24 protein-coding genes are annotated in these 25,682 nt (G+C 32.4%); 9 read left to right on the forward strand and 15 right to left on the reverse strand.

Going from position 1 to position 25,682, the window contains the following annotated elements; all coding sequences use genetic code 11:
* Nucleotides 1–113 precede the first annotated feature (113 nt).
* The 4 genes from FOD82_RS06410 (at nt 114) to FOD82_RS06425 (ending at nt 4,186) form a co-directional block, all read left to right on the forward strand.
* Nucleotides 114–683, forward strand: a complete 570-nt coding sequence (locus tag FOD82_RS06410; RefSeq protein ID WP_144355648.1) for a histidine phosphatase family protein — start codon at nt 114–116, stop codon at nt 681–683.
* 89 nt (nt 684–772) lie between these two features.
* The gene (locus FOD82_RS06415) at nt 773–1,219 is read left to right on the forward strand and encodes a MarR family transcriptional regulator (RefSeq protein ID WP_144355649.1); all 447 of its coding nucleotides are present in this window, start codon (nt 773–775) and stop codon (nt 1,217–1,219) included.
* A gap of 79 nt (nt 1,220–1,298) precedes the next feature.
* Entirely contained in the window at nt 1,299–3,053 is a 1,755-nt protein-coding gene (locus FOD82_RS06420; protein WP_144355650.1) for an ABC transporter ATP-binding protein, read from the forward strand.
* A 92-nt stretch (nt 3,054–3,145) separates the two neighbouring features.
* Nucleotides 3,146–4,186, forward strand: a complete 1,041-nt coding sequence (locus FOD82_RS06425; RefSeq protein WP_144355651.1) for a YdcF family protein — start codon at nt 3,146–3,148, stop codon at nt 4,184–4,186.
* Nucleotides 4,187–4,240: 54 nt separating this feature from the next.
* On the opposite strand, the gene FOD82_RS06430 is transcribed toward FOD82_RS06425, so the two are convergent.
* The 9 genes from FOD82_RS06430 to FOD82_RS06470 all read right to left on the reverse strand — a co-directional run bounded on the left by FOD82_RS06430 (nt 4,241) and on the right by FOD82_RS06470 (nt 11,741).
* Nucleotides 4,241–5,323, reverse strand: coding sequence for a M42 family metallopeptidase (locus FOD82_RS06430; RefSeq protein WP_144355652.1), 1,083 nt, complete (start codon nt 5,321–5,323; stop codon nt 4,241–4,243).
* A gap of 112 nt (nt 5,324–5,435) precedes the next feature.
* Nucleotides 5,436–5,951: a hypothetical protein gene (locus tag FOD82_RS06435; protein WP_144355653.1), complete on the reverse strand. Its 516-nt coding sequence runs from the start codon at nt 5,949–5,951 to the stop codon at nt 5,436–5,438.
* Nucleotides 5,941–6,567, reverse strand: coding sequence for an ABC transporter ATP-binding protein (locus tag FOD82_RS06440; RefSeq protein WP_144355654.1), 627 nt, complete (start codon nt 6,565–6,567; stop codon nt 5,941–5,943). Before FOD82_RS06440 ends, FOD82_RS06435 begins: the two co-directional genes overlap by 11 nt.
* Nucleotides 6,564–7,232: a hypothetical protein gene (locus FOD82_RS06445; protein ID WP_144355655.1), complete on the reverse strand. Its 669-nt coding sequence runs from the start codon at nt 7,230–7,232 to the stop codon at nt 6,564–6,566. Before FOD82_RS06445 ends, FOD82_RS06440 begins: the two co-directional genes overlap by 4 nt.
* On the reverse strand, nt 7,233–7,898 hold the full coding sequence (locus FOD82_RS06450; protein ID WP_144355656.1) for a hypothetical protein: 666 nt from the start codon (nt 7,896–7,898) through the stop codon (nt 7,233–7,235).
* Complete coding sequence (locus tag FOD82_RS06455; protein ID WP_144355657.1) at nt 7,888–8,667, reverse strand: hypothetical protein; 780 nt, start codon at nt 8,665–8,667, stop codon at nt 7,888–7,890. The genes FOD82_RS06450 and FOD82_RS06455 overlap by 11 nt, the downstream gene beginning before the upstream one ends.
* A 59-nt stretch (nt 8,668–8,726) precedes the next feature.
* Complete coding sequence (locus tag FOD82_RS06460; protein ID WP_144355658.1) at nt 8,727–9,131, reverse strand: hypothetical protein; 405 nt, start codon at nt 9,129–9,131, stop codon at nt 8,727–8,729.
* Nucleotides 9,132–9,289: 158 nt separating this feature from the next.
* Nucleotides 9,290–10,171: a helix-turn-helix transcriptional regulator gene (locus FOD82_RS06465; protein WP_144355659.1), complete on the reverse strand. Its 882-nt coding sequence runs from the start codon at nt 10,169–10,171 to the stop codon at nt 9,290–9,292.
* Between the two features lie 235 nt (nt 10,172–10,406).
* Nucleotides 10,407–11,741, reverse strand: coding sequence for an APC family permease (locus tag FOD82_RS06470; protein ID WP_144355660.1), 1,335 nt, complete (start codon nt 11,739–11,741; stop codon nt 10,407–10,409).
* Nucleotides 11,742–12,157: 416 nt separating this feature from the next.
* Here FOD82_RS06470 and FOD82_RS06475 point away from each other — a divergent pair, with 416 nt between their 5' ends.
* The 4 genes from FOD82_RS06475 to FOD82_RS06490 all read left to right on the forward strand — a co-directional run bounded on the left by FOD82_RS06475 (nt 12,158) and on the right by FOD82_RS06490 (nt 18,098).
* Nucleotides 12,158–13,789, forward strand: a complete 1,632-nt coding sequence (locus FOD82_RS06475) for an APC family permease (protein WP_144355661.1) — start codon at nt 12,158–12,160, stop codon at nt 13,787–13,789.
* A gap of 18 nt (nt 13,790–13,807) precedes the next feature.
* Nucleotides 13,808–15,133 carry a C1 family peptidase gene (locus FOD82_RS06480; RefSeq protein ID WP_144355662.1) on the forward strand — a complete coding sequence of 442 codons (1,326 nt, stop codon included), beginning with the start codon at nt 13,808–13,810 and terminating at the stop codon, nt 15,131–15,133.
* A gap of 14 nt (nt 15,134–15,147) precedes the next feature.
* A complete protein-coding gene (locus FOD82_RS06485; protein ID WP_144355663.1) occupies nt 15,148–16,572 on the forward strand; it encodes a C69 family dipeptidase in 1,425 nt (474 codons plus the stop codon).
* Nucleotides 16,573–16,772: 200 nt separating this feature from the next.
* Nucleotides 16,773–18,098 (forward strand): solute carrier family 23 protein, encoded by a 1,326-nt coding sequence (locus FOD82_RS06490; protein WP_144355664.1) that lies wholly within the window; start codon nt 16,773–16,775, stop codon nt 18,096–18,098.
* Between the two features lie 47 nt (nt 18,099–18,145).
* Here the strand turns inward: FOD82_RS06490 and FOD82_RS06495 are convergent, their stop codons facing one another.
* The 4 genes from FOD82_RS06495 to FOD82_RS06510 form a co-directional block, all read right to left on the reverse strand.
* Nucleotides 18,146–18,679, reverse strand: a complete 534-nt coding sequence (locus FOD82_RS06495) for a GNAT family N-acetyltransferase (protein WP_144355665.1) — start codon at nt 18,677–18,679, stop codon at nt 18,146–18,148.
* 97 nt (nt 18,680–18,776) lie between these two features.
* Nucleotides 18,777–20,555 carry an oleate hydratase gene (locus tag FOD82_RS06500; protein ID WP_144355666.1) on the reverse strand — a complete coding sequence of 593 codons (1,779 nt, stop codon included), beginning with the start codon at nt 20,553–20,555 and terminating at the stop codon, nt 18,777–18,779.
* A 135-nt stretch (nt 20,556–20,690) separates the two neighbouring features.
* Complete coding sequence (locus FOD82_RS06505) at nt 20,691–22,142, reverse strand: MFS transporter (protein ID WP_144355667.1); 1,452 nt, start codon at nt 22,140–22,142, stop codon at nt 20,691–20,693.
* 117 nt (nt 22,143–22,259) lie between these two features.
* Nucleotides 22,260–23,729, reverse strand: coding sequence for an MFS transporter (locus FOD82_RS06510; protein WP_144355668.1), 1,470 nt, complete (start codon nt 23,727–23,729; stop codon nt 22,260–22,262).
* A 233-nt stretch (nt 23,730–23,962) separates the two neighbouring features.
* Here FOD82_RS06510 and FOD82_RS06515 point away from each other — a divergent pair, with 233 nt between their 5' ends.
* Entirely contained in the window at nt 23,963–24,718 is a 756-nt protein-coding gene (locus FOD82_RS06515) for an MIP/aquaporin family protein (RefSeq protein ID WP_144355669.1), read from the forward strand.
* A gap of 68 nt (nt 24,719–24,786) precedes the next feature.
* Here the strand turns inward: FOD82_RS06515 and FOD82_RS06520 are convergent, their stop codons facing one another.
* Nucleotides 24,787–25,428 (reverse strand): NAD(P)H-binding protein, encoded by a 642-nt coding sequence (locus FOD82_RS06520; protein ID WP_144355670.1) that lies wholly within the window; start codon nt 25,426–25,428, stop codon nt 24,787–24,789.
* Nucleotides 25,429–25,503: 75 nt separating this feature from the next.
* A complete protein-coding gene (locus FOD82_RS09790) occupies nt 25,504–25,680 on the reverse strand; it encodes a hypothetical protein (RefSeq protein ID WP_186277720.1) in 177 nt (58 codons plus the stop codon).
* Nucleotides 25,681–25,682 lie beyond the last annotated feature (2 nt).

The following is a 25,682-nucleotide window of genomic DNA, read 5'->3' on the forward strand; positions in this document are numbered from 1 at the left end:
TCGGAATCGCTTTCACTTGCAACACTTTTATTATAGTTCACTTTGCTTCAAACACCCACCTTAACGACTTCTGTACTATAATGAAGTCAGAGACGTTAACAGAGGTGATTATTATGACTAAATTATTTTTAATGCGTCATGGTGAAACTTATTTTAATAAATGGCATCGAATCCAAGGATGGTGTGATTCTGCCTTAACTCCAACAGGTGTTAAACAAACAAATGAAATCAAACAATATTTCATAAAAAATAATATCTACTTTGATAAACGTTATACTTCAACTTCCGAAAGAGCCTGCGACACAATGGATATCATTTGCGAAAACTCTCCTTATATGCGCCTAAAAAGCTTAAAAGAATGTAACTTTGGTAAATATGAGGGCAGCAGCGAACGTTTAAATCCACCTTATCCATATGGAGACTTTTTCAAAAAATATGGCGGTGAAAGTGAAAAAGAAGTTCAAACTCGTATGAACTCCACAATTCTTTCTATATTATTATCTAGTGATGATAGTGATAATATTTTAATTATTTCCCATGCTGGTGCAATACTTAATTTTCTTATCAGTGTTAACTTGAATCCTCAGGTTGTTAAAGATCAAGGTTTTGGTAATTGTTCAGTACTTGAGTTTGAATTTAACGATGAAAAGCTGAAGCTCAAACAAATTATTAATCCTAGTTAAAAAACGCGCGAAAAAATCGCGTTTTTTATTTTGCGTCAAATTTTCTTTAGTTTATAATTAGGTATCTAATTTTTAGAAAGGATATTCAAATGACTACCAAACTTACAAAATTTAATGAACTTAACCAAATATTACGTCTCTATATGATTAATTCACATCGTTTATTTTCAAAATATACTGAAAATTTAAATCTAACTCCTCAACAGTCTCGAACTCTATCTTATATTGAGCGTCATCCGGGAATTATTCAAAGAGAATTAGCAGATAATTTTCATTTGCGTGGAGCCAGCGCTAGTAATATGCTAAAGAACTTAGAAAGAGATGGTTATATTATCCGCAAAAATGATCCCGCTTCTGCCCGAGTAAAAAGAATTTATCTCACCCAATACGGTCAAAAAACTATAGTCTCAATTCGAAAAGCATTTTCAAAAATCAATGATGATGCCAGCCACGATTTAGATGAAGAACAATTAGATGAATTAATTCATTTACTTAAAAACTTAAATAAGCATTTAGAAGATTTTATTGATAAATAGTTGACAGTTAGGCATCTATCTGTTTTAATAATATTCACTCAATTAGTTAGGTACCTAACTATAGTGAAAGGAGATTTTTATGGATAGAATGTCTAATACAAAAGTTGAAAAATCAACTGAAAAATTTAAATTCAGTGACTTTTTTAAATTAATTAATCACACCCATCCTCATTACTGGCAATTATTTATTGGGGTCTTATTGGGGCTAATTTCAACTGGAGCTAATCTTTTAGTACCACAACTTGCACAAAAACTTATTAACAGTTTTAAAAATTTAAACTCTGGGATTATTATCTTAACAATCATTATTTTCATTGGTGGAATATTAATTAGTGCTTTATCAGGATTAATATTAGGAATTTTTGGTGAAAATGTAGTTGCGAATTTACGTAAGCTTCTCTGGAATAAGCTTCTTCATCTACCCGTTAGTTATTTTGATAATACTAAAACTGGAGAAATTTCCTCACGTCTTGTCAACGATACTTCTCAAGTCAAAAACTTACTTGCCAATACCTTGCCGAATGCAATGACTAGTATTTTGCAATTTTTTGGTGCTTTAGTTATTATGCTAGCAATGGATTGGCAAATGACACTAATTATGTTTATCGCAATTCCAATTGTAATGCTTGCTATGCTTCCAGTAATGAAACAATCTCGAAAAATTGGTAAAGTTCGTCAAGATGAATTAGCTAACTTTTCAAGCGATTCTACTAGTATATTAGGTGAAATTCGTTTAGTTAAATCTTCTAACGCAGAAAATAAAGAACTTACTACTGGAAATAAGCGAATCGAAACTTTATTCAATATCGGTAAAAAAGAGGCTTGGATTAATGCTATTACTCAACCATTAACTAATATGTTAATGACAATGCTCTTTTTAGGAATTTTAGGTTATGGAGCTATTCGAGTAATGAGTGGCTCTCTTACAATGGGTGCATTAATTTCATTTTTAATGTATATTTTTCAAATTATGTCTCCTGTTTTAATTATCAGCCAATTTTTCAATGAATTATCAAAAACTAGCGGTTCTACTCAACGCATTAAGCAAATGCTAGATGAAAAAGAGGAACTAGCTCAAGATGATAAAACTGATGAAATATCAAATAAAATCCTTGCGTTTCAAAAAGTTAACTTTTCTTATGAAGATGGAAAACAAATTTTGCATGACATTAATTTAGAAGCCAAACCAAATACAGTTGTAGCCTTTGCAGGACCTTCTGGCGGTGGTAAAAGCACAATTTTTTCACTAATTGAAAGGTTCTATCAACCAACTTCTGGAAAAATTACAATTGGAAATGAAAATATTGATAATCTTGATTTAGCTCATTGGCGTAAACAAATTGGCTTAGTAGGACAAAATTCAGCCGTTATGCCCGGTACTATTCGTGAAAATCTAATCTATGGTTTAGATCGTGAAGTTAGTGACCAAGAATTGTGGCATGGACTTGAAATGGCTTATGCCGATAAGTTTGTCAAAGAAATGGAAGATGGACTTGATACTCAAATTGGCGAGCGTGGAATCAAATTATCCGGCGGTCAGCGTCAACGTATTGCTATTGCTAGAGCATTTTTAAGAAATCCTAAAATTTTAATGCTCGATGAAGCAACTGCCAGTCTAGATTCTGAAAGTGAAGCTATGGTCCAAAAAGCCTTAAATGGTTTAATGAAAGACAGAACCACTCTAGTTATTGCCCACCGTCTGTCTACAATTGTAGATGCCGATAAGATTTACTTCATTGATCATGGCACCGTCTCTGGTAGCGGAACCCATGATGAGTTAATCAAATCTACTCCACTTTACGCTGAATATGTTAAAAATCAATTCAAGAAATAAGCACAAATGATAGCTAAAATTTAGCTATCATTTTCTTTGTAATGAAAATTAGGGTAAAATTTTCTATGGAAATATTTCTGATGGAGGATTTTATGTTAAAAGTTCTACTAATTATTTTAGGCATTTTTTTAATTTGCTTTGCAAGCTTCATCTACGTTTTAGTACATGAACGACGTACTCTTTGGGCTGGGATGACTTTTACGGCATCATTATTTACTTTTGCTTTATTAATACTTATTAGTTTAATGGATTTAACTGATATCTACTCTAAAAATCATCCTTGGCTAATTTCAGTATTTCTACTAATTCTAATTTTAGCATTAGCAATTATTGTGGGAACAGTTTTAGTTTTAATAGGAATGCTTATATTTAATGGAATAAAAATTATTCTTAAAGAAGGTAATCATTGGACTAATTATCTTTCATTAGGGTTAGGAATTTTATTTATATTAATTTTATTCATTTATCCTAATTTCGGTCACTTTTATGTTAATGACTGGGTTACTTATGTTTATGCATTCATTTTGTTAACCACTCTCTATTTTATCTATATTATGATTATGTATACTTTCACTGCTTGGATAAATCTAGTCAATCCTAAAAATACAGACCTTAACTACATTGTAGTTTTAGGAGCAGTACTTCTTAACGGAAGCGAAGTTTCCCCACTTTTAGGTGCAAGAATTAAGCGCGGAATTGAAATTATGAAGAAAAATCCTGGCTCAAAACTAATTATGTCTGGTGGTCAAGGTAATAATGAATCTATTCCAGAAGGAGTAGCAATGGCAAAATTCGCCGAAAAGCTTGGAGTACCTAAAAATAAAATAATTATTGAAGACAAATCTAAAACCACCTATGAAAATATAATGTTCTCGCACAAATTAATGGGTCCAAATTCTAAGTTTTGTTTAGTTACTAACTCCTACCATGTCTACAGAGCTTTAGTTTTAGCTAAAAACCAAGGCTTCAAATGTATTGGCTATGGTGCAAAAACTAAATGGTACTTTACTTTAAATGCTTTTATTCGTGAATTTATTGCCTATGTTGTAATTACTAAAAGACTGCAAGCCAGCATTGTTGGAATTATTTTTATTTTATGTTCTCTAGCTGCAATTATTGATAACGTGCTTTAAAAAAGCTTTCTCCGTTTTGGTTGGAGAAAGCTCTTTTATTTCCTAGGAAATAATTTAGAATTTTTTGAAACTATCTAATTTTTCTTGGGTCATATCACGAATAATTGCCGTTGCTAAATCAACGGATGCTTTAAAATCATGATATGCGCTGAAGCAATATGGTGAATGCTCATAACGAACTGGAATCCCAATTACAATAGTTGGAGCACCTTGTTCATAATAAATCGCTGCTCCATCTTGACCACCACCAGTACGAACTGAGCGAGTATATGGAATGTGATTTTTATCAGCTAGATCACAAGCATATTGTTGGAATTTAGGATTTGGTAAAAACGTTGTATCCATATCTCTAAGCATAGGACCTCGCTTTAAACCAGTTTGCGATAGCCATTCAGGTTCAAATGTGTCATCAGCCGGACAACTTTCGAGCACAATACATAAGTCAGGTTTAACTTTTCTTGCTGTTACATAAGCGCCACGTAAACCAACTTCTTCTTGACTAGATAAGGCAGCCACAACATCAAAATTGGTATCTTCACCCTTTAAATTATCCAATACATCTATCATAGCGCCTGCACCAAAACGGTCATCAAAATCTTTTCCAAAAAAGAGACCTGATTTTTCGTTATATTCGCACTTAACATCAACAAAAATTGGACATCCCGTATCAATTTTGTAATCCTTAATTGTTTCTTCACGGCTGCTTGAACCTACATCAATTGACATATCTGCAATTTCTGGAACATTATTTCGCTCTTGTGCTGTCATAAAATGAGGTGGCTTAGTTGCAACTACTCCTGGGATAAATTCTCCATCACGATTTCGAATTTTAACTCTTAAAGCAGGAATATTATACTTAACCCAGCCACCAAGAGGAACAAATTTAATTAATCCATTTGGTCGAACCGCTTGCGTAATAAAACCTACAGCATCAGAATGGGCATCCATTTGAATTACAGGACGATTGCCCTTGTTTTCTTTTTTAGATGCATAGACATTTAACATTCCATCTACATCAATATTAGCTGTATCTTTAGCGTATTCAGAAAACATCTTCACAAATTCTTCTTCGAAACCTGAAGTAGAATTTGCATCAGAGAATTCCTTAAGCATGTTTATTTCTTGTTCTTTTTTCATAATTGAATCCTTTTTAAAAACAATAACTTTTAATTAGTATTTTACAGGTATTATTCAGATTATGAAAGTTAATCACTAAAATGCTGATGAAGAAATCTTTTTCTAACTATAATTAACGTGAAAGCAGCAAAGAATATTTTGTATAATTTTTACCATTAGGAACAATAAAAGTAAATCTAGGTTTCTTTTCAGCAGAATAATATTCTTTATTAGGAAGAGTAGCAACTACAGTAACTGGTTGCTTAGCATGAAGTAGCTTTTTAAGATAAGTTACGTCTTTGTCATTTTTATCATATACTTTAACAACTGGATTGCTTAAACTATAAGGAACCTCAAGCCACATATTTTCGATGTAATTAGGATTATTTGTCTTTTGACCAAAATCCAATTTTCCATATTGATGAAGATACATTTTTACTCTTAATTCAATTTCATCATTATTCTTTTGTACAGATGTATTAAGAACTTTAAAGTTGATATTATGGGCATGAATGAGCTGATTTTTATGAATCACTTTTTCTGTAACCTTGATGTTATTAGCGTTAACTTCTGTATATTTCTTAACAAAAACAACCCCAACTCCGAAAAATAAAATCAAACTTATTATTGCAATAATTTTATTTTTCATAAACTTGTCCCTCTTTTATATAAAGCTTCTTAGTTGAAACTTCATTAACAAAATCCTTATCATGAGAAACAATAATAAAAGTTGTGCCATACTTTTGATTATATCGCTTTATTAAGTCAACTAGCTTTTGAATACTTTCATCATCTAGTGCATTTGTAGGTTCATCTAAAATTATCAAAGAATATTTTCCAACAAAAGCTTGGCTAATCCCAAGCTTTTGTTTCATTCCCAAAGAAAAATTTTTCACTTTTTCATCTGGCAAATTAAAATATTCAAGCAATTCCAAAATATCTTTTTCTTTAATATTAGAGTCTAATTTTGCTAATAAGTCTAAATTTTTATAAGCTGAAAATTCATTAATCACACTTGGATTTTCAATTAAAATTCCAGCTTTAACAGGGAACTTGGCTTTAGGAGCAACTATTTGATCTGCAACTTTAACTTCGCCGGTTGTCTTAAGTATTCCTAAAATTGCCTTAAGCAATAATGTCTTTCCTGATCCATTGATACCCTGAATAGTCGTAATTTCACCTTTATCAATATTTAAATTAATATTTGAAAGTAGTTTTCGTCTTTTTGTAGTTTTTTCTACATTTTTTAATTCTATATAGCTCAATATTTTTCTCCATAATCATTCAAATAATAAAATATAACCTCTACTAAAACTGTACTAATTGCTAATAGACCCACACTACTATTTCTTGCCAACATTAAGCTATTCAAAGGATTCTGCTGCCATGGAATATAAATTGTTAAAACCAAAAATATTAGCGGAATAATTAGACCCAAAATCAGATTATATTTACTAAAAATATTCTGGACTACTATAAAAAATAAAGTTCCTAAATACATAACTAACCATAATCTGTAGTCAATGATTTTTCTATCATTTGCCATTATGATCCAAAAAATAATTCCAGAGTACAAAAAACAGAGTAAATTCATAATGCATAAAATAGAAAAATTGTATTTTTTAGCTGAAACTTGCATCCCTCTTAAAACAACAGCTCTAGTTTTATTCAATTGCACAAAAGTATCCAGCAAAATTAAACTAATCCCATAGAAATAACTCAGCCAAAATATTGGCAATCTAACCATATTTAACTCAATTTCTTTAAAACTTACTCCATCAAACAAATAATTGACTAAATGAATTTTTGAAGTAATGGGAATATTATTTTTTAATAAAAATATGCTCAATCCTAAAATAATAATCCAAGCTAAACTTCTTTTTCGAATCTCATACCAAACTTTAATCCACTGATTCAAAAAAATTCCCACTTATAGAATCTCCCTTTGCGTAACAAGAACTTCTAATAATGCAAATAATAAAATATCTATTCCAATTATTTCACTAATAACTTTCCAATCAGTAATAGCTATCATAAAACTATAAAGTACCCCATTATGCCAACTGCGATAGCAATAAAACATTATGGCAACTATTACAAAACTTAACAAAAACGCAATTATTTTATTGAAAAATGCCCAATAAAATATTAATGTCATCAACATCACTAATATGCAACTCAAAATCAAGTATATAAATGGTAATAAAAAATCTATTTTAAAGATTGAAGGACGTAGAGATTTAATTTTACAACTAATCCAGATTGTTACTAGCCACGGTACTAATAAACTTATTAGAGTTTCTAATAGTTGAATAATCATTTGCTGTAGTAAGATGTTTCGGCTTCTTGTTGCATATATATCACTTAATCTAATTTTAAATTTAAATAAAGTGTTAAAAATTATCATTGGATATAAACCAAAGCAAAATAAATATTCAGAAAATACTTCATAAATAAAAGTACCTTGTGTAGTCTCTCTTGCTAAATTTCCTACACTTGCTAGAGCAATAATTATTCCCAGGGAAATATTTACCAAATTGATTTTATAATTTTTACTAATATATAAAAACTGATGTTTAATGACTTTACTCCACATTACGCTTTCCTAATTCAATTAAAATTTCTACTATTATCCCCATAATTATCGTGGCTACCAAAATAACCACTCCATCAATATTAGAAGATGGTGACGTTTCATGTAAAAAGTCAGCCGGTGAATAACTTACATAATCAGGTAATTTTATCGTCGCATTTAATACCAAAATAATTACTTGTAAAATTAAGCCACTGCTTAAACCTACAAAGATATTTTTAACTTTTAAAGAAACTCCAAGAGAAAATAGCGCAAATAATCCTCCCCAAATTGAAGCAAAGATAATTGCAAGAATACTATGCAAAAGTGGGTGAGAATAATACAGGGGTACTAATAGTGTATTTTTGTTAAAAATCAACACATTAATATTTAATAAGTTATCTGGTATATTATTAGGTGCTAATGTGAACCAAATTATTAAATTTAATAGTAAGGGAATAGCAATCATAGCTGCACCAGTAATAAAACTAACTCCAGCATAAAGTGAAAAAATTTTGCTTATGGAATATTTATTTTTTAATTTATAAATAAATCCACTATTTATATCTTTCTTTAATAAAGTTGATGCTGGAATTGCTGAAATTATTGGCAATAATAAATAAAACAAAATTGCAGAATAACCAAATGAATCAACTCCCAGCCATCTTGTATAAGGCGAATCTAAAATATCAATTCTACTCATATTGATAAATTGTGAAAGGCTAATTGCAATACCTATTAATAATGATAAATAGATTTGTTTTTTAGGTAGTCTAGATATGATGTAATTCATAAAGTTCCTCCGTAAATTATGATATAAAAACAGGAGAATATTAATTCCCCTGTCATCACCTATTTAGAATCCGGACTCCATACACCAGAAGCACTTCCATTGTTAAAACTTCTAGAATTAATTCTCACTGACACACCTTTGCCATAGTTTTCAGTGGCAACATTATATAAGTGAGTTGTCTGTCCAGCATAGCTCTTGTAACTATGACCTGCTGAAACATCTCTACCATCGTACAAAGCAGCCCAAATAGTGTGATATACTACACTACAGCTTTTAGTTTTATTGGAGTAAGCAGATCCATTAGACTTTCTTCTAGCAGGTGTATGATCTTCACTAGAGAACACGCTATAGTGATTAGTCCATGTAGTGTCTCCTGTGTTACCTGCAAATACAGTTGCAGTTGGAGCCATTAAAAACGCTGCTCCAATTGTAGTTAATAAACCTAATTTCTTATTCCTTAACAATAAGAAAACCTCCAAATTTTTAATTAAAAGTACTTTTACTTTCTTACTAATATTATTATTTTATTTTTATCAAGTAAAAAAGCGTTCGCTATTTCGAACACTTTTTCATTTTTATAATAAAATTTACTATTATTTTACTAGTTAATAATAAATTTTAACTATTGACCATATACTGCTTTTAATTGTTTAAACGCATATTTAAGTCCTTCACCATAATTTGAAAATGATAAAAATTCTATTGCTGGAAAAAATTTGTTTTCAAACTCACTACTATCTTTAGTTTTTATATAATTTACAGCACATTCTAAAAATCGAAATCTTACTAATTGAGTTCCATATCTATCTAGTATTGGTGTTAATTTTTTGAACTTTTTTATAACTTCTTTACCTTTTTGATAATCACGTAGAAGTAAAATAAAGCTTGAATTAAGTACAGCATCAAGAGCTACTATTGTCCATTTAACATGTAATTCTTTAGTATGATCTACTTGAATTATTTTACCAATTAAATTCAAACTCATTTTTTCTCCTAATTTTGCTGGCAATAAAAATGAAGAATTATTAAAAAAAAACACATCTTCATAATACCAATTATTTATTTTACGTACCTTATTTTCTAACTTATCCTGTTTTTCATCAGAAAATAAATTAATTCCACTTAAAGCCATATAACAATTAGCAGATATCATTTCTAATATAAATGCATTTTTATCAGAAAAATATTTATCAGAGTTTTTTGAATAATAATCGTATAATTCCTTTAACTTATCTAATTGATCATTAGTATAAGCATTGTCAATTTCAATCATCATTTCATTGAGAGAGCTTTGTAGACTATCAACAACAAACTCTGAAGGGGTAATATATAACTTAGTAAGCATTTTTACTACCTTTTCAAAGCTCATTTTTCCTTTTCCATTTTCCCATTCGCTCAATGAACTTTTAGAAGTAATACCATCAGCTACTTTAGATAAACTCATTTTCTTTGCTTTTCTGATATTTTTGAAGTTTTCTCCAAAATTTAATTCATTTTCATTCATATAGGGGGGGTGATTACATTGCGTACAATTTTAAAACTCGTTATTATTTCAGGATTTTTAATATCCCACTTTTAATAATTTCTTCAATTATACGCGCTTCCTTTCTAGGTTATTTAAATTTTTAAAGCTATAATTTTATCATTGTTCTATTTTCTTCTCAACTTTAGCTGATAAAACAATTAACGTCTTATAACTACTAGATTTACTAGCAATTATAAGACGTTTTCTTATTATTCTACTTCTGCCTCATTTTACTTAAATAATCTTGTCTACGCTTTTCTTCATTAACATCTTTTTTAATAAAGAAGTAAAGCACTGCTGCTAAAATTGCAACAACAGCACCGACTAGGATAGTTTTCCAAGTAAAGTTAGTTACCATATATGCAGAAATTATCAAAGCTAAAATTGGAATAGTGTAGCCCCCAGGGAGCTTAAAGCCATGGTTTGGAAATTCATTAGTGTGTTTGAATTTGATAACCGCCAAGATTGATGGAACATATTGAACAAAGGATGCAAGAACAATACATGATACTAGGAATAAGTAGCTTTGCGTTATCAATACTGCAGTGACAATCGCAGTTAAAATAATTGATACCCATGGTGCATCATACTTATTCTTTTTACCGATCCATTTTGGAAGCATAGCATGTTCGTTTGATAAGGAAGAAATTAATGACGGCGTATTGAATGAACAAGTAAATGCAACACCAAAGATACTCATTAGCATCCCAATAATAATTAAAATATAACCCCATTCACCAACGCCTTTTCTTAAAGCTTCAGCAATCGGAGTACTATAAAGTGACATTTTATCACCTAGAATTCCAATTGCTACTAACAACATTAATGAATACATAATAGTTACACTAATCATTACTGAAATCAAAACTTTTGGAATATTCTTTTCTGGGTTTTGCATTTGTTTTGCTGCAATTGGAATAAATGAAAAGCCAGTAAACATATAGAAAACTACACTAAATGCTGCACCAAAATGCTTAAAATAGGGACCTACTCCAGTCATTGCAGCTTTTGGAATAACTGGTGAAAAGTTTGCCTTATGCATAAAGAATGCACCAATAATGATAAACAAAATAATTGTACCCATTTTGGCTGCAGATGATAAATTATCGACAAACTTTACAAGGGAACGTCCAAAGAAATTAATAATTGAAAATAAAAGTATTAAACCTAGCGCCGTTCCAAAGTAAACCCAGTTATTATTATAAACTGACCAAAAGCTCTTAAGTGTTGTAAGAAGTGCCACAATTTCCGCAGCATAAGTGCAACATCCCAAAAACCAAGTAAAAAGACCTAATTCATAACCAGTAAATCTGCCAAAGGCATTATATGAATAAAGCCACGCAGCACCAGAACCAGTAAAGCGACTTGAGAGATCCGCGTAACAAAGTGCAACCATACTAACAGTAATTGCGGCACAAATCGTAACGAAAACACTCATCAAGTTCATATCTTTATAAATAGTTTGTGGGAGTAAAAAGGCTCCTGAACCAATTACCCCATTAATTCCCAAAAAGTAAATAGATATGAACGAAAGCTTCTTGGGAGTCACGCTTTTTTTGCCATGATAATTGCCTCCTTAATAATTTTCTTCTCTCCACTTTAGTATAGGCTTTAGTGTATCTTAATACCAATAAAAGCTACTATTTTAGAGATTTATTCTTAGTTATATAATTTTGGTTAACATCCCTATTGTTTTAGTAATAAAGCGCTATTTTATAAAATATTAGTTAATAAGTCTTAACATTTGTCTTTTATTTGGGAACGTTTTAGTCTTTGTCTTGAATAGATTAATTTAAGGCGCTGGAAATTCATCTATTAAAAATAATATTTCAACTTTCTAATGGATGCACAACTTCTTGTATTCCATAAACTAAAAGCCTAAAGTGGTTATTAATTTATAAAAGCTCCTAGTTATTCATCTTTTAGTAAAGTCTATTAGCTATTAGATAGGAGTTGATTATTTAGATGGTGAATGAAAAAAGCCAAGAAAAAAAGGCCTATATATCCGTTCTTGCCCTTACTATGATGAACGTATCAATGGTCGCTGGACTTGCTAATGATGTTCAGCAATCATTTTATGGCCTTGCTTCTGTTACCTACTTTGCAATTGGGGCGATTTGTTTCTTTATTCCAACTGCATTAGTAGCCGCTGAACTTGCCTCTGGATGGAGCAACCGTGGAGGTATTTTTCGCTGGGTTGGTGAAGGACTAGGTAAAGGATGGGCACTTACCTGCCTTCTAATTTTATGGTTCCAAACAATGCTTAACTTCGGTATGGGAATGCCTAGTTTTACAGCAACGATTATGTTCTATACTCCTAATTATGACGCTGCGGTAAAATTTGCACAAGACCCACATCACGAACTATTAATTATGACTGGTTGGATTATTTTATATTGGTTCCTCACCTGGCTTGCTACCAAGGGTGTTAAGGCCTTTTCAAACATTGCTAAATATGGTGTTATCATAGGGAGCTTAATTCCATTAGTAGTTATGGTAGTTTTAGCAATTGTTTGGCTTGCTCAAGGACATCAACCAGCTATTCCAATGACACCAAAAGGACTAATACCTAAATGGAATGGAATGAGTACGCTAGCTCTAGCGGCTGGAGTATTCTTCTCCTACACGGGTATTGATATGAATGCTGCTCACATTAAGCAATTAAAACACCCTGAAAAAGATTTTACTAAGGCAATGTTTATTTCAATCATTCTTGCCTTCTTAATCTTTGTTGTTGGTACTGTCATTATTGCAATGATTATTCCGGAAAAACAAATCAATGTTTTATATACTCTATTTTCAGTATTTAGAGTTTTAGGAACAACTATCGGGATTCCATGGCTTTACATGGTACTTGTCTGGGCACTTCTTTGCAATACTATTGCAATGGTTATTACTAATATGGCAGGCCCATCATTTATGCTTGGACAAGCTGGAGGAAGCGGTTTTTTGCCAAACTGGTTCCAACAAAAAAACAAGCATAAGATGCCATCACACCTAATGTATACTCAAATTGCAGGAATGACGATTATTGCTTATTTAGTAAAAATGATTCCAAATGTCGAAGGGTTTGTAATCATGTTAACCCAAACTATTACGGTGTTATATATGATTTATTATATTTTAATGTTTACAGCCTTCTTAAGATTGCGCTACGATCAGCCTAATCGTCCTCGTTCATTTAAAGTACCAGGCGGCATGTTTGGTGCATGGCTTGTAGCAGGAATTGGACTTATTTCAAGTGTGTTTGCAATTGTTTTAGCTATTTATCCACCAGCACAAGTTAAAGCAGAAGTTGGTTCCCCCATAACTTATGTTTCTGTAATTATCATATTAGTTTTAGTAATTTTAGCTATCTGTCTCCTACTTTATCAATTATCCAAGAAACATGATTGGGTAAATCCAGATAATGAATTCGCTCCATTTACTTGGCAAATTGAAGGACTTAAAAAACCAAGCAAGGCAACTTCTAACATTCCAACTACGGTAATGTCAAAAGATCAAAACCCAATGGGAATGCCAATCAAGCGTAAATATAGTCCTGATCAGCAAATGTCTGAAACCGAAATCAAGAAGTTAAAAGAAAATAAATCATAATTTTTAGAAAAGAGATTTATAATGGAAATCAATACTGAGAATTTAAGGAAGATTAGAACTGACTTTTTAAGAGAAAGCAAATTCCGTAATACTCAAAATGCCGTTATGAAAAATGGCATTAAAAAATCAATTATGAATCAGTCAGCTGCAGCCAAAAAACCGTTTGCTTTTTCAGTTGACGTTGATTCTGACAAAGTAATGAATCAAAAGAAGTCTGGTCGCTGCTGGATGTTCAGTGCTCTTAACTTTATCAGATTTTTAGCTGGAAAAAAGCACCATATCAAGGATTTCGAACTTTCAACAACTTATGACTTTTTCTACGATAAACTCGAAAAAGCCAATTATTTCTATCAAAATATTATTGAAACTGCTGATTTACCAATTTCTAATCGAAAAGTTTCATGGCTTCTTAAAACACCTCAACAAGATGGTGGGGATTGGAGTTTATTAGTTAACTTAGTTGAAAAATATGGTGTAGTTCCAAAAAATACAATGGATGAAACTGCAGTAACTGAAAATACTAAAGAACTTGACTTTATGTATAATCGTAAGCTTCAAAAAGATGCTATGAAGCTTCGTGAATTAGTAAATAATGATGTTTCTGATGAAAAAATCAAGAGTGTACTAGAAAGCTTTAATAAAGAAAATTATCGCATTCTTTCAATTAGTTTTGGTACTCCTCCTGAAAAATTTACTTATGAATATCGTGATGAAAATAATAAATTCCATACGACTGGTGAAATCACACCAATGGAATTCTTTAAGAAATTTATTGATGTTGATTTAGATAATTATGTCGAGTTAATGAACCTACCAGGCAATGATTATCCTTATGATCGAATTTATGGTATTGAAAATTCTGAAAATATGGTAGGAGGAACTCCAAATCGTTACTTAAACTTACCAATGAAAGAACTTAAAAGAATGGCGATTGAACAATTAAAAGACGGCACTCCTGTATGGTATGGATGCGATGTTTTACAAGAATGGAATAATCCTGCCGGCTTACTTGATCTTGATACTTATGACTGGAAGAGATCATTCGGCATTGAACTTGGTAATGATAAAACTAAAAGATTTGAATTTGATGAAAGTCTTCCAACCCATGCCATGCTAATTTGCGGAGTTGATTTAAATCATGATAGACCAACTAAGTGGAAGATTCAAAATTCATGGGGCGACAAGCCCGGTCACAAAGGCTACTTCATTATGGGAGACGAATGGATGGATCAATATACTTACGAAATCGTAGTTAATAAGAAATACTTAACTGACGAAGAAATCAATATGTACACCACTGATCCAATCATTTTACCATTCTGGAATGCTATGAATCCAATTTAGAAAGGAGGATTTTTATGGCATGTACCACCGTAATAGTCGGTAAAAAAGCCAGCATCAACGGGTCAACCATGATTGCTCGTAATTGCGATGCAGAACGATGCAATATCCCTGTTAAATTCGTTGTTGTTCCAGCTAAAAATGAAGAACAAACATTTCATTCTTATGTAACTGGACTAGATATTCCTCTTCCAAATAGTGCTATGCGTTATCAAATGGCACCATTTGTAGATTATAAACGCCATGGACAATTTGGAGAATGTGGGATTAACAGCGCAAATGTTGCAATGAGTGCAACTGAAAGTCTTTATGGCAATCCTCAAGTATTAGCTCTTGATCCTCTTGTAAAAAACGGGATTGGAGAAGATGCCCTTTTAAGTATTGTTTTACCATTTATTCATAGTGCTCGTGAAGGAGTTGAATACTTAGGTCAGTTAATTGCCATTTATGGCTCTCATGAAGGAAACGGCATAATATTTAGTGATAAAAATGAAGTATGGTATATGGAAATTCCAACCGGTCACTATTGGGCAGCAACCAAATTATCCGAAAACCGAGTAGCGGTAATTGCCAATCAAGTAGCTGAACAAAACATAGACTTTGAAGATACTGATAACTATTTATGGGCTGCTGGATTAAAAGAATTTATCGATCAAAATGACCTTAATCCTGATGTCGATGGCTATAACTTCCGCCACATCTTTGGAACCAATAATGCCCGCGACCATTGCTACAATACTCCAAGAGTCTGGTTTGGTCAAAACTATCTAGGACACCGCGCTTCTAGTCCAACAAGTGATAATTTAGATTTTACTTTTAAACCAAATAGAAAACTGAAACATGAAGATATTGGTTACATTTTAAGTTCGCACTATAATGAAACTATATTTGATCCTTTGTCTTCAACTGATAAAAAAGCCGATAAGACTCGCTTTCGTCCAATTGCAATGGCAAGATGTGCCGAATCCCATATCCTAGAAATTAGAAATAATGTTCCTGATGAATATAGCGCAATAACTTGGTTTAATTTTGCTCCGACAACTTTTAATCCCTATGTCCCATTTTATGCTAATGCTAATGGTACAAGTGATTCCTACAATAATACAAGCGATTCTTATAATATCAGTGAAGCTTATTGGCTTAGTCGCACTATAGCCAGTTTAATTCAACCAAGTTATAATGAAATGAAGAGCTTATTAATTGGATTAAACGGGTATCTCCCAACAGCAGACCAATTAGCTAATGAATTGATCCATCAAACTGACAAAACAGCAAATACTTTACATGATAATCACTTAACCCACTTTCTTACAACTGCTAACAATCAAAATGCCAAAAAAATGCAAAATCTAGCTATGCAAACAGTCGGCGAGCTAGTTAAAGATGAATTAAAACATTCTCGCTTAACATTTTCAATCAATACAGATTATACACAAGAATAATTTTTAGTTGACAAATACTCTAAAGGATAGTTAAATATATCTAAATAAGTGATGACCTTTAAAGTTAGTCCCGTGAGGCTAAGAAGGAATCTTGTGTTTAGAATGCGTTTTTTGAGCATCCGCATATCCAAAGAGACCATCTTGGACCCCAGGGTTCAGGATGGTCTTTTCTTTTGGTCATCTAGATTAGGAGAATTTGAATGAATCAAAAAGATAGTTTTCACAATTCTGATGCTATTTTAGATGTTTATGAAAAACCTAAAATGGGACAAGGAGTGCTATTATCCTTACAGCATATGTTTGCTATGTTTGGATCTACGGTGCTTGTACCAATTTTAGTCGGAATCAGTCCAAGCATTGCTTTATTATCATCTGGAGTTGGAACACTAGTCCATATGTTGTTAACAAGATTTAAAATTCCAGCATATCTTGGAAGTAGTTTTGCCTTTGTAGCAACAATGCAAGCACTAATGAAAATGGACGGTTATCCCGCAATTGCCCAAGGTGCAATTGCTGCAGGACTTGTCTATGTAATAGTTGCACTGATTATTGGCAAAGTAGGTTCAGCTTGGGTCAATAAAGTTTTACCTCCAATTGTGGTTGGACCTATCATTATTGTAATTGGCCTTTCACTTGCAACCACTGCCGCAAATGATGCTATGCTCCATAACCAAAAATATGATTTAACTTATTTTGCAGTAGCACTTTTTACTTTGGCTATGACTTTATTCTTCCAAATGTATTTCAAAGGGTTCACTAGTTTAGTATCAATCATGCTGGGAATCGTGTGTGGGTATGTATTATCCTGCTTTTTAGGAATAGTTGATTTTTCCGGAGTAGAAAAAGCGGCATGGTTTTCCTTACCTGCACTTGAATTACCTGGAATTAGTTATCATCTTAAGTGGTATCCTGCTGCCATTATAACTATGGCACCAATCGCTTTTGTTACAATGACTGAACATATGGGACACATTATGGTCCTCAATTCTCTTACTAAGCGTAATTTCTTTAAAAATCCTGGCCTTCATCGTACTATGATGGGTGATGGACTTTCAACAATTATTGCCGGTTTCATTGGTGGTCCTCCTACTACTTCTTATGGAGAAAATATCGGCGTTTTAGCTATGACCAAAGTTCACAGTGTATGGGTACTTGCTGGGGCTGCAGTCTTTGCAATTATCTTTAGTTTTGTTGGAAAAGTTGCCGCAGTTATCGAATCAATTCCAATGCCAGTTATTGGTGGTATTTCATTCTTATTATTTGGAACTATTGCATCTAATGGACTTAAAATTTTAGTAGATAACAAAATTGATTTTGGTGAAAAAAGGAACATGCTTATTGCTTCTGTTATCCTAGTAATTGGGATTGGAGGAGCCTATCTTCAACTTGGCAACTTCCAATTAACTTCTGTTGCTCTTTGTACAATTTTAGGAATGCTTCTTAATTGGATTTTACCTAAAAAAGCTGCTAGCGAAAAAGTACTTGATGAGAAAAAAGAAAAACAAGACGGAAAAATTTATCAATAAATCAAAAAAGAGTTGCCCTCTAACGAAGAGGTGAAGCTAACTCTTTTTTATTTTTCAATTTTAAATTGATAAAGACCAAAACTCATCTGTTTAAGCGCCTTAGCAAAGCCTACTTTATCAAGCTTCTTACCAGTGGTAAGAGCTTCAAACTCTCCATCTTGATCTTTTAATTTCTGATCTGTTCGATGGAAACCATTTCTTTCATAAAACTTAAGTCGACTAATTCGTTGTTTGTAATTTTTAGCAGTTGGCACCACTGGTTCAATATCAATTACAATTGCCTTATCTTGATATTTATTTTCAAGCATTGTTAAGATTTGACTACCATAACCATGACCACGTAACTTTTCATTAACTGCTAAATAAGTCAAATAGATAGTAGATTCACTTTCAACATAATAAGCAAGTCCAGCAAATTTATCTCCATCATATAATGAATGAAAGTTTACACTTGGTTTCAATGACATCACTAATAATGATGGTAATGAAAAGCGTTCCCATTCTGGAAATGAACTTAAATATAATTGTCTTGCATCACGATATGCTTTTGTACCCCATCGGGCTGGTTTAGATTCTAAAATAGTATCCTTCTTTTCTAATTTTCAAATAAAACTATATTTATATTATACCAAAAAAGCCACGCATTGATTGCGTGACTTTTTTATTTCCGAGGAAATATTACATTAATTTATATTTCTTAAGCAATTCTTCTACATAAGTTCCTTTAACTTTCTTAAGCATGGCTTTAATTGCCATCTTTTCACCAATTGGTAAATCAATTTCTGTAAGCTTCTTTTGATCGTTTAAGTAATACATTGCATTCATTAACATTCGAATATCAAAAGCAGAAGCAAATACTTCAGGAACTCCGCGATCAACATTGAGTAAAGTATAAACAGCTTCCATTGCAGTACGAACTGAATATTCTGTCGTAAAGACAGTATCTCTTTCAGTTTCCGCAAAATTACCAATGAATGCAAAATTCTTTGCATGATCAGGAACAACCTTTGGACGGTCGCCTAAAGCTCGTGGCATAAAGTAACTTGTAATGTATGGCATATGTGCTGGAATAGTCTTGGCTGCATGAGCCATTTCAGAAATCTTTTCTTCTGGCACGCCCATATGATATAACCATTCTTCACATAACTCAATACCGTTACAATCGGGCATTGTTTTCTTTATATAGTTACCTTCTGTATCAGAATATAGACCATATAACCAAACAATTAATTGATTTGGCTTTTGTTTATGAAAATGAGGTTGACGACTGATAGAATAACCTAACATCCAATTTGAATCTTTAATTGTAGTTGGACCACTAGTTACAATTGAACCACTATGTGGATCTTTTTTATTAACTTTTTCAATATATGGAACAATATCGTTATTTTCAAATGTAATAGTTGCAGATATTACCCAATTTGCTTTTGGTATATTTTCACAGAATTTTTCTGGGTGACCAAAATCAGTATCTTGAGCTGCTAAATTCTTCCATAATTGCCAACTTGGACCAAGTGGGTGCTTTTGGTCTGCTGGATGGAAATTGTCACCATATGTTGTACTTTCCGTAATTGATCCATTAGTTACAAACACCAAATCATCCTCAGATAATTTGATATTCTTCTTTTTACCCTTTTCAGTTAGATGAATTTCTCGAGCTACCTTGTAACCTTCTGAGCGGTTAACAATAATATTATTTACAATTGTATCATAATGGAACTGTACACCATGATCTTTTAAGTAACTCATTAATGGCAATACCAAAGATTCATATTGATTATATTTAGTAAACTTAAGTGAAGATAAAGTCTTAAGTGTAGCCACATGTTGAACAAAACGCATCAAATAGCGTCTCATTTCCATTGCACTAGCCCAAGGCTCAAAAGCAAACATCGTTGACCAATATAGCCAGAAGTTTGATTCAAAGAACTCTTTAGTAAAGACTTCATTTATCTTCTTATCTTGTAAGTCTTTTTCTGGAGTCATTACCAAATTTAAAATTTCCTTAACAGCTTTTGGAGTAAGTAAAAGCTGACCATCAGTCGGTAATTCCTCTCCTCGGTTAATTATTACACGAGTCTTAGAATAGCTTGGATCTTTGCGATTTAAGCGATAAAATTCATCCAAAACTGTTTCATCAGGATAATCTAACGATGGTATTGATCTAAACAAATCCCATAAACATTCAAAGTGGGATTCCATTTCACGACCACCACGAATAATATAAGCTTGATCAGCTGGATTATAAATTCCATCAAGACTACCACCTGGAAGAGCTAACTCTTCAAAAACATGTATATTTTCACCCTTCATATGACCGTCTCGAATCAAAAAAACAGCCGTTGCAAGTGAAGCTAGTCCTGACCCAACCAAGTAAGCTGATTTTTTATCAACATTTTCATCTTTTGGAGTTGAAGCATGTACGAATGCTTCATAATTTCCACTTGTATAATGCATAATTACACTTCTTTCAAAAAATATATCTATATATATTTAATTACACCTCTATCTTAATGTAAGCGTTTTTTAAAATCAAATATTATATAACTATACAAATATCAAAAAAGGTCATCTAATAAGATGACCTAATAATTAATTCTTTTTTCTATTGAAATAAAGGTTACAGAAAACTGATAAAACCAATAAAATTAAGGCACAAATCATAATTTCACGTAACCCGCTATAAAAAATCTGACGCATTTGTGGAATTAAACTACTTGGCAAACTTTTAGCAGATTGTGCGTCACTTAATTTATTCAGCATATTCATTGTAATATTGCTGTGTGTTGCAACCCCTCGAGCTAATGCCAAATTCATAATTACACCATATACTGCAGCCATCACCGTTTGCGCTAAAATTCTAATCAAATAAGACAATGAAGTTGCAGGTGCCATATTTTCTTCACCAGCATCAACTTGAACTTTTACTTGTAACAGCACAAATATGAAACCTACGCCAAATCCAGAAAATGTTGCAATTATCGTTAAAACCCAAAAGTTGGTATCAATTGGAGCTACTACCATTCCTAAAGTTGAAATTATCATACAAATAATTGCCATCATAATTAATGACAAATCACTATAACGAGCTTTGAACTGGTTAACTACCTGGGTTCCAATTGTATCAGCAATTGAGTTTGGAACTAAAGTTAATCCCCCAATCAGGGCACTAGTCCCAAGAAGTCCTTGAGCCCACATTGGCAAATATGTATTTACCGCTAAAAATGCTCCCCAAGTAAGTGAAAATAGTAATAAATCTCCAACTAAAGCCTTATTTTTAAACATACTAATTGGAACAACCGGACTTGCAACATGGTCTTCATACTTAAAGAAGATTACTAATATTATTCCCCCGGCAATAATCAAGCCAGCAATTATCCATCCTGAAACTAGTCCTAGTAATTGAATACCAAGTAAAATAGCTACCAAGCTAATAACAATTAAGATAGAACCGCCTAAATCAAATTTTGTTTTTTCATGAACAACTTTTTCACGATAATATAGAACTGACAAAAGAGTTGCAAAAAGTCCAATAGGGATATTAATGTAAAATACCCAATGCCATGATAAAGTATCTACTAAATAACCTCCAGCAAGCGGTCCAACGATTGCTGCTACACTAAAGCTGGCTCCTAAGTAGCCTAAAACTTTAGTTCGCTTTTTAAGATTATCAAAAATAAATCCTGCCATAATATATGGAATAGAACCCATTCCTCCAGCTCCTACTCCCATGACAGCACGAGCAACTAAGAAGAAATACATATTAGTAGCTAAACCTTGGAAAAGTGAGCCTAATACAAAAAGGAGCAATGAAATTTCAAATGCAGCTTTATTACCGATTTTTTCACCAATTTTTCCCCAAATAGGAGTTGAAACTGACATTCCAAGTAGCATAACTGCTATAATCCAACCCATAAATTGAATCCCATGCAGATCAGCTACAATAGCTGGAATTGCAGTGTTAATAATTGTACTATCAAGACCAGCCATTACATTTGCTAAAATCATAGCAAAAGTTACCATTGAAACCTGTTTTTTATTCATAAACCCACTTCCTTTATTCAAAGTATTCAAAAAATAATAGCCTTGATTTGGAAATCAAGACTAGCTATTATCTATATTATGCTTGCTAATAGTTTAGAAAACAAGTTTTTTAGCCAATTATTTCAAAACTTTTTTGGATGTTTTTTTAAAATTAAAGTAGAAATTCAACACCACTGCAAAAATCAACAAAATAAAAGATACTAACATAATTTCCTTTATACCGGAATGAAAAATCATACGCATTTCTGGCAATAATTCATGAGGTAAAGTAGCTGCTGATTTAGCATCACTCAATTTATTCATCATTGTCATAGTAATATCTGTGCGATGTGCAATTCCATGCTCTAGTGAAAGGTTCATGATAACACCATAAATCGCTGCCATCATAGTTTGTGCTAAAATTCTAATCAAATACGAGGTCGAAGTAGCTGTAGGCATATCTTTCATTCCTGCATCAATTTGAACTTTTACTTGAAGTGCTACAAAAATAAATCCTACTCCTATTCCAGAAAAAGCTGCAATCGTTGTTAAAAACCATAATGGAGTTTGAAGAGTAGATAAATATAATCCCCCTACTGAAATCATCATAGTAATAATACCAATTAAAACTAAAGTGAATGTTCTTAAATGTTCTTGTACAGTAGCAACTGTTTGAGATGCGATAATTTCCACAACTGAGTTAGGAATTAAGGTCATTCCACCAAGTAACGCACTCATTCCTAAAAGAGCCTGCGCCCACATGGGCAAATAAGTATTAACCGCAATAAATGCACCCCAAGTAAACGCAAATAAGAGAAAGTCTCCATCTAAATCTTTCTTTTTAAAAATTGAAAGCGGAATAATTGGATTTTCTGCATGTTTTTCTCGATAAAAAAATGCTATCAATAAAACTAAACTCATAATTACTAATGCTACTACAATAATATTTTTAGCAATTCCTAAAAGTTGAATCCCTAATAAAAATAGCAATAAACCACTACTTAATAATCCTGCACCTGGTAAATCAAAAACTGGAATTGACTTCGGAGTAACAGGTTTAAAGAATAGTAAACAAATTATAAATGCCACTGCTCCAATTGGAATATTAATATAAAATACCCAATTCCATGAAAAAGCATCAATGAGCCACCCTCCAATTAAGGGACCAATAATTGCAGCTCCATTGAAACTTGCTGTTAAATATCCCAAGACTTGAGTTCTTTTTTTAATATTTTTAAAAACATATCCCGCAATAATATAAGGGAGCGACCCCATTCCTCCAGCACCAATTCCCATAATTAAACGTGAACATAGAAAGAATATGATGTTAGGTGCTATTCCTTGAAGAGCAGATCCAATCACAAAAAGACAAATTGCAATTTGAAAAGCTTTTTTATTAGTAATTCTTTCACCAATTTTTGTCCAAATTGGAATAGAAATTGACATGCCTAATAAATAAATTGCAACAATCCAACCCATAAATTGAATACCATGAAGGGCTGAAACAATGGCTGGAATTGCAGTATTAGTTATTGTTCCATCAAGTCCTGCCATAACGTTTCCTAGCATTAAGGCTATAGTTACCATTTTTATTTGTTTTTCATTCATAAGATCCCACTTTCAAACTAAAACAGTCCCTTTTGGGACTGCTACTTTTTCTTATATTTAACTCTTTGAAAGCGGTTAGTGTAAAGGCTTTTTCAATTCAATGAAAAATATTTTTTATGAAAACGTATTCTTATCGAATTAGGGCTATGTTTCACAACGGGTTTCATGTATAATCTTTCTTGCAGTTTATTTTTCATCTATTTTTTCAAGCTTTAGGAGGAAAAAGTACTTTTATGGAACATACATGGATGGCAAAGTATTTTGCTGAATTTTTCGGTACATTGATATTAGTCGCTTTTGGTAACGGTTCTGTTGCTAACTCATTCTTAAAAGGAACCACAGCCAACCCAGAAGACGGTAAGGCAAATGGTGGTTGGTTACTTATTGCATTCGGATTCGGTTTTGGTGCAATGATTCCCGCAATGCTTTTTGGTTCAATTTCAGGTAACCACCAAAACCCAGCTGTAACTATTGCTCAAGCAGCCGCTGGCGCTTTCCCTTGGTCTCATGTTTTACCTTACATTCTTTGTCAAGTTGCCGGTGCAATTTGTGGTCAATTACTTGTTTTAGCTATTTACTGGCCACACATTAAGGAATCTACTAATCCAGATATCGTATTCAGCTTTTTTGCAACAAGTGACTGTACTGGAAGTAAATGGAACGGTTTTGTTTCCGAACTTATCGGTACTGCCATCTTAATGTTTGCTGCAATTGGACTTTACCATGGTATGTTCTTTAAGCAAGCTACTGATGTTGCTAACATCGGAGTAGGTTTCCTTATTACCGGTCTTGTTATGGCACTTGGTGGTCCTACTGGTCCAGCTTTAAACCCAGCTCGTGACTTTGGTCCACGTCTTATTTACACATTATTACCAATTCCTAATAAGAAGGGCCATGGTCACTGGAACTATGGATGGATTCCTGTACTTGCCCCAATTTTAGGTGCTATTATCGGTATCTTCGCATATAAAATTGCATTTGGAATTTAATTTTAATAAAACAAAAAATCCATACAAGTCAACCGCTTGTATGGATTTTTTACTGCCTATCTTACTTATTATTTAATACTTTCTAAAGCCTGATCAATTGGGGTATCCCCGCCAGTCATTTCAATTACCTTATACTTAGTTGCTGGGAACTTTAAGAGATGTGCTAATACCATTGCTACATCTGGAATTGGATTTTCTTTAGAATCAGTATTATTCAAGGAAATTTTACCAGTTCCCTTTACTTCAGTAAGATTTGTTGGTTGCAAAATAGTATATTCAAGATTAGTTGAATCCATTAAAAACTTATCTGCAAAGAATTTAGAAGCCAAATAATCCTCTAATCTTGGAAGAGCATTCCATTTATCAATGTTCAAACTTAACATTGAACTCAACATAATATAACGTTTAATTCCAACCTTTTCTGCTGCAATCATCGTCTTAATGGCACCCATGGCATCAGTTTGAATCAAATCTTGACCGCGACTGCCTGCAGTAAAGTAAACAACTTCAATATTATTGTCTTTTAACTGTTGAGCCAAATCTGATACACTTGCATGTAAATCCGTTTTTACGGCTTCAACGTGATCCATTTTTTCAATTCTTTCTGGATGGCGAGCACCAGCAACAACATCATAACCTTCAACAACCAAGTCTTTAATTAAGTCTTTAGCAACTCTACCTGAGCCACCATATATAAATACTTTGCTCATATGGAAATCTCCTTATCTAACAATATCTTTACTTCTATTTTAGAATTTAATTTACAATTAGTTAACTAAAAGCACTTACTTTTTAATTGTTACAAATGTATCTAAATTTGCACGATCAGTATAAAACTTATTTATTTTTGTATTTGGATCACGATATCCTAATCCTATTCCCATAGCCAAAATTTTATCTTTCGGAATACCTAAATGCTTTTTAATAGATTCCGGATATTGAACAATTTCCCATGCAGGCATAG

The sequence above is a fragment of the Lactobacillus sp. LL6 genome (assembly GCF_007570935.1).
Classification (GTDB): domain Bacteria; phylum Bacillota; class Bacilli; order Lactobacillales; family Lactobacillaceae; genus Lactobacillus.

What these genes read in the sequence shown, in the direction of transcription:
- FOD82_RS06450 (WP_144355656.1), bottom strand. Translation starts at nt 7,898, where the DNA reads ATGTGGAGTAAAGTCATTAAACATCAGTTTTTATATATTAGTAAAAAT.
- FOD82_RS06475 (WP_144355661.1), top strand. Translation starts at nt 12,158, where the DNA reads ATGGTGAATGAAAAAAGCCAAGAAAAAAAGGCCTATATATCCGTTCTT.
- FOD82_RS06505 (WP_144355667.1), bottom strand. Translation starts at nt 22,142, where the DNA reads ATGAATAAAAAACAGGTTTCAATGGTAACTTTTGCTATGATTTTAGCA.
- FOD82_RS06430 (WP_144355652.1), bottom strand. Translation starts at nt 5,323, where the DNA reads ATGAAAAAAGAACAAGAAATAAACATGCTTAAGGAATTCTCTGATGCA.
- FOD82_RS06490 (WP_144355664.1), top strand. Translation starts at nt 16,773, where the DNA reads ATGAATCAAAAAGATAGTTTTCACAATTCTGATGCTATTTTAGATGTT.
- FOD82_RS06425 (WP_144355651.1), top strand. Translation starts at nt 3,146, where the DNA reads ATGTTAAAAGTTCTACTAATTATTTTAGGCATTTTTTTAATTTGCTTT.
- FOD82_RS06465 (WP_144355659.1), bottom strand. Translation starts at nt 10,171, where the DNA reads ATGAATGAAAATGAATTAAATTTTGGAGAAAACTTCAAAAATATCAGA.
- FOD82_RS06435 (WP_144355653.1), bottom strand. Translation starts at nt 5,951, where the DNA reads ATGAAAAATAAAATTATTGCAATAATAAGTTTGATTTTATTTTTCGGA.
- FOD82_RS06515 (WP_144355669.1), top strand. Translation starts at nt 23,963, where the DNA reads ATGGAACATACATGGATGGCAAAGTATTTTGCTGAATTTTTCGGTACA.
- FOD82_RS06520 (WP_144355670.1), bottom strand. Translation starts at nt 25,428, where the DNA reads ATGAGCAAAGTATTTATATATGGTGGCTCAGGTAGAGTTGCTAAAGAC.
- FOD82_RS06455 (WP_144355657.1), bottom strand. Translation starts at nt 8,667, where the DNA reads ATGAATTACATCATATCTAGACTACCTAAAAAACAAATCTATTTATCA.
- FOD82_RS06415 (WP_144355649.1), top strand. Translation starts at nt 773, where the DNA reads ATGACTACCAAACTTACAAAATTTAATGAACTTAACCAAATATTACGT.
- FOD82_RS06420 (WP_144355650.1), top strand. Translation starts at nt 1,299, where the DNA reads ATGGATAGAATGTCTAATACAAAAGTTGAAAAATCAACTGAAAAATTT.
- FOD82_RS06485 (WP_144355663.1), top strand. Translation starts at nt 15,148, where the DNA reads ATGGCATGTACCACCGTAATAGTCGGTAAAAAAGCCAGCATCAACGGG.
- FOD82_RS06410 (WP_144355648.1), top strand. Translation starts at nt 114, where the DNA reads ATGACTAAATTATTTTTAATGCGTCATGGTGAAACTTATTTTAATAAA.
- FOD82_RS06510 (WP_144355668.1), bottom strand. Translation starts at nt 23,729, where the DNA reads ATGAATGAAAAACAAATAAAAATGGTAACTATAGCCTTAATGCTAGGA.
- FOD82_RS09790 (WP_186277720.1), bottom strand. Translation starts at nt 25,680, where the DNA reads ATGCCTGCATGGGAAATTGTTCAATATCCGGAATCTATTAAAAAGCAT.
- FOD82_RS06500 (WP_144355666.1), bottom strand. Translation starts at nt 20,555, where the DNA reads ATGCATTATACAAGTGGAAATTATGAAGCATTCGTACATGCTTCAACT.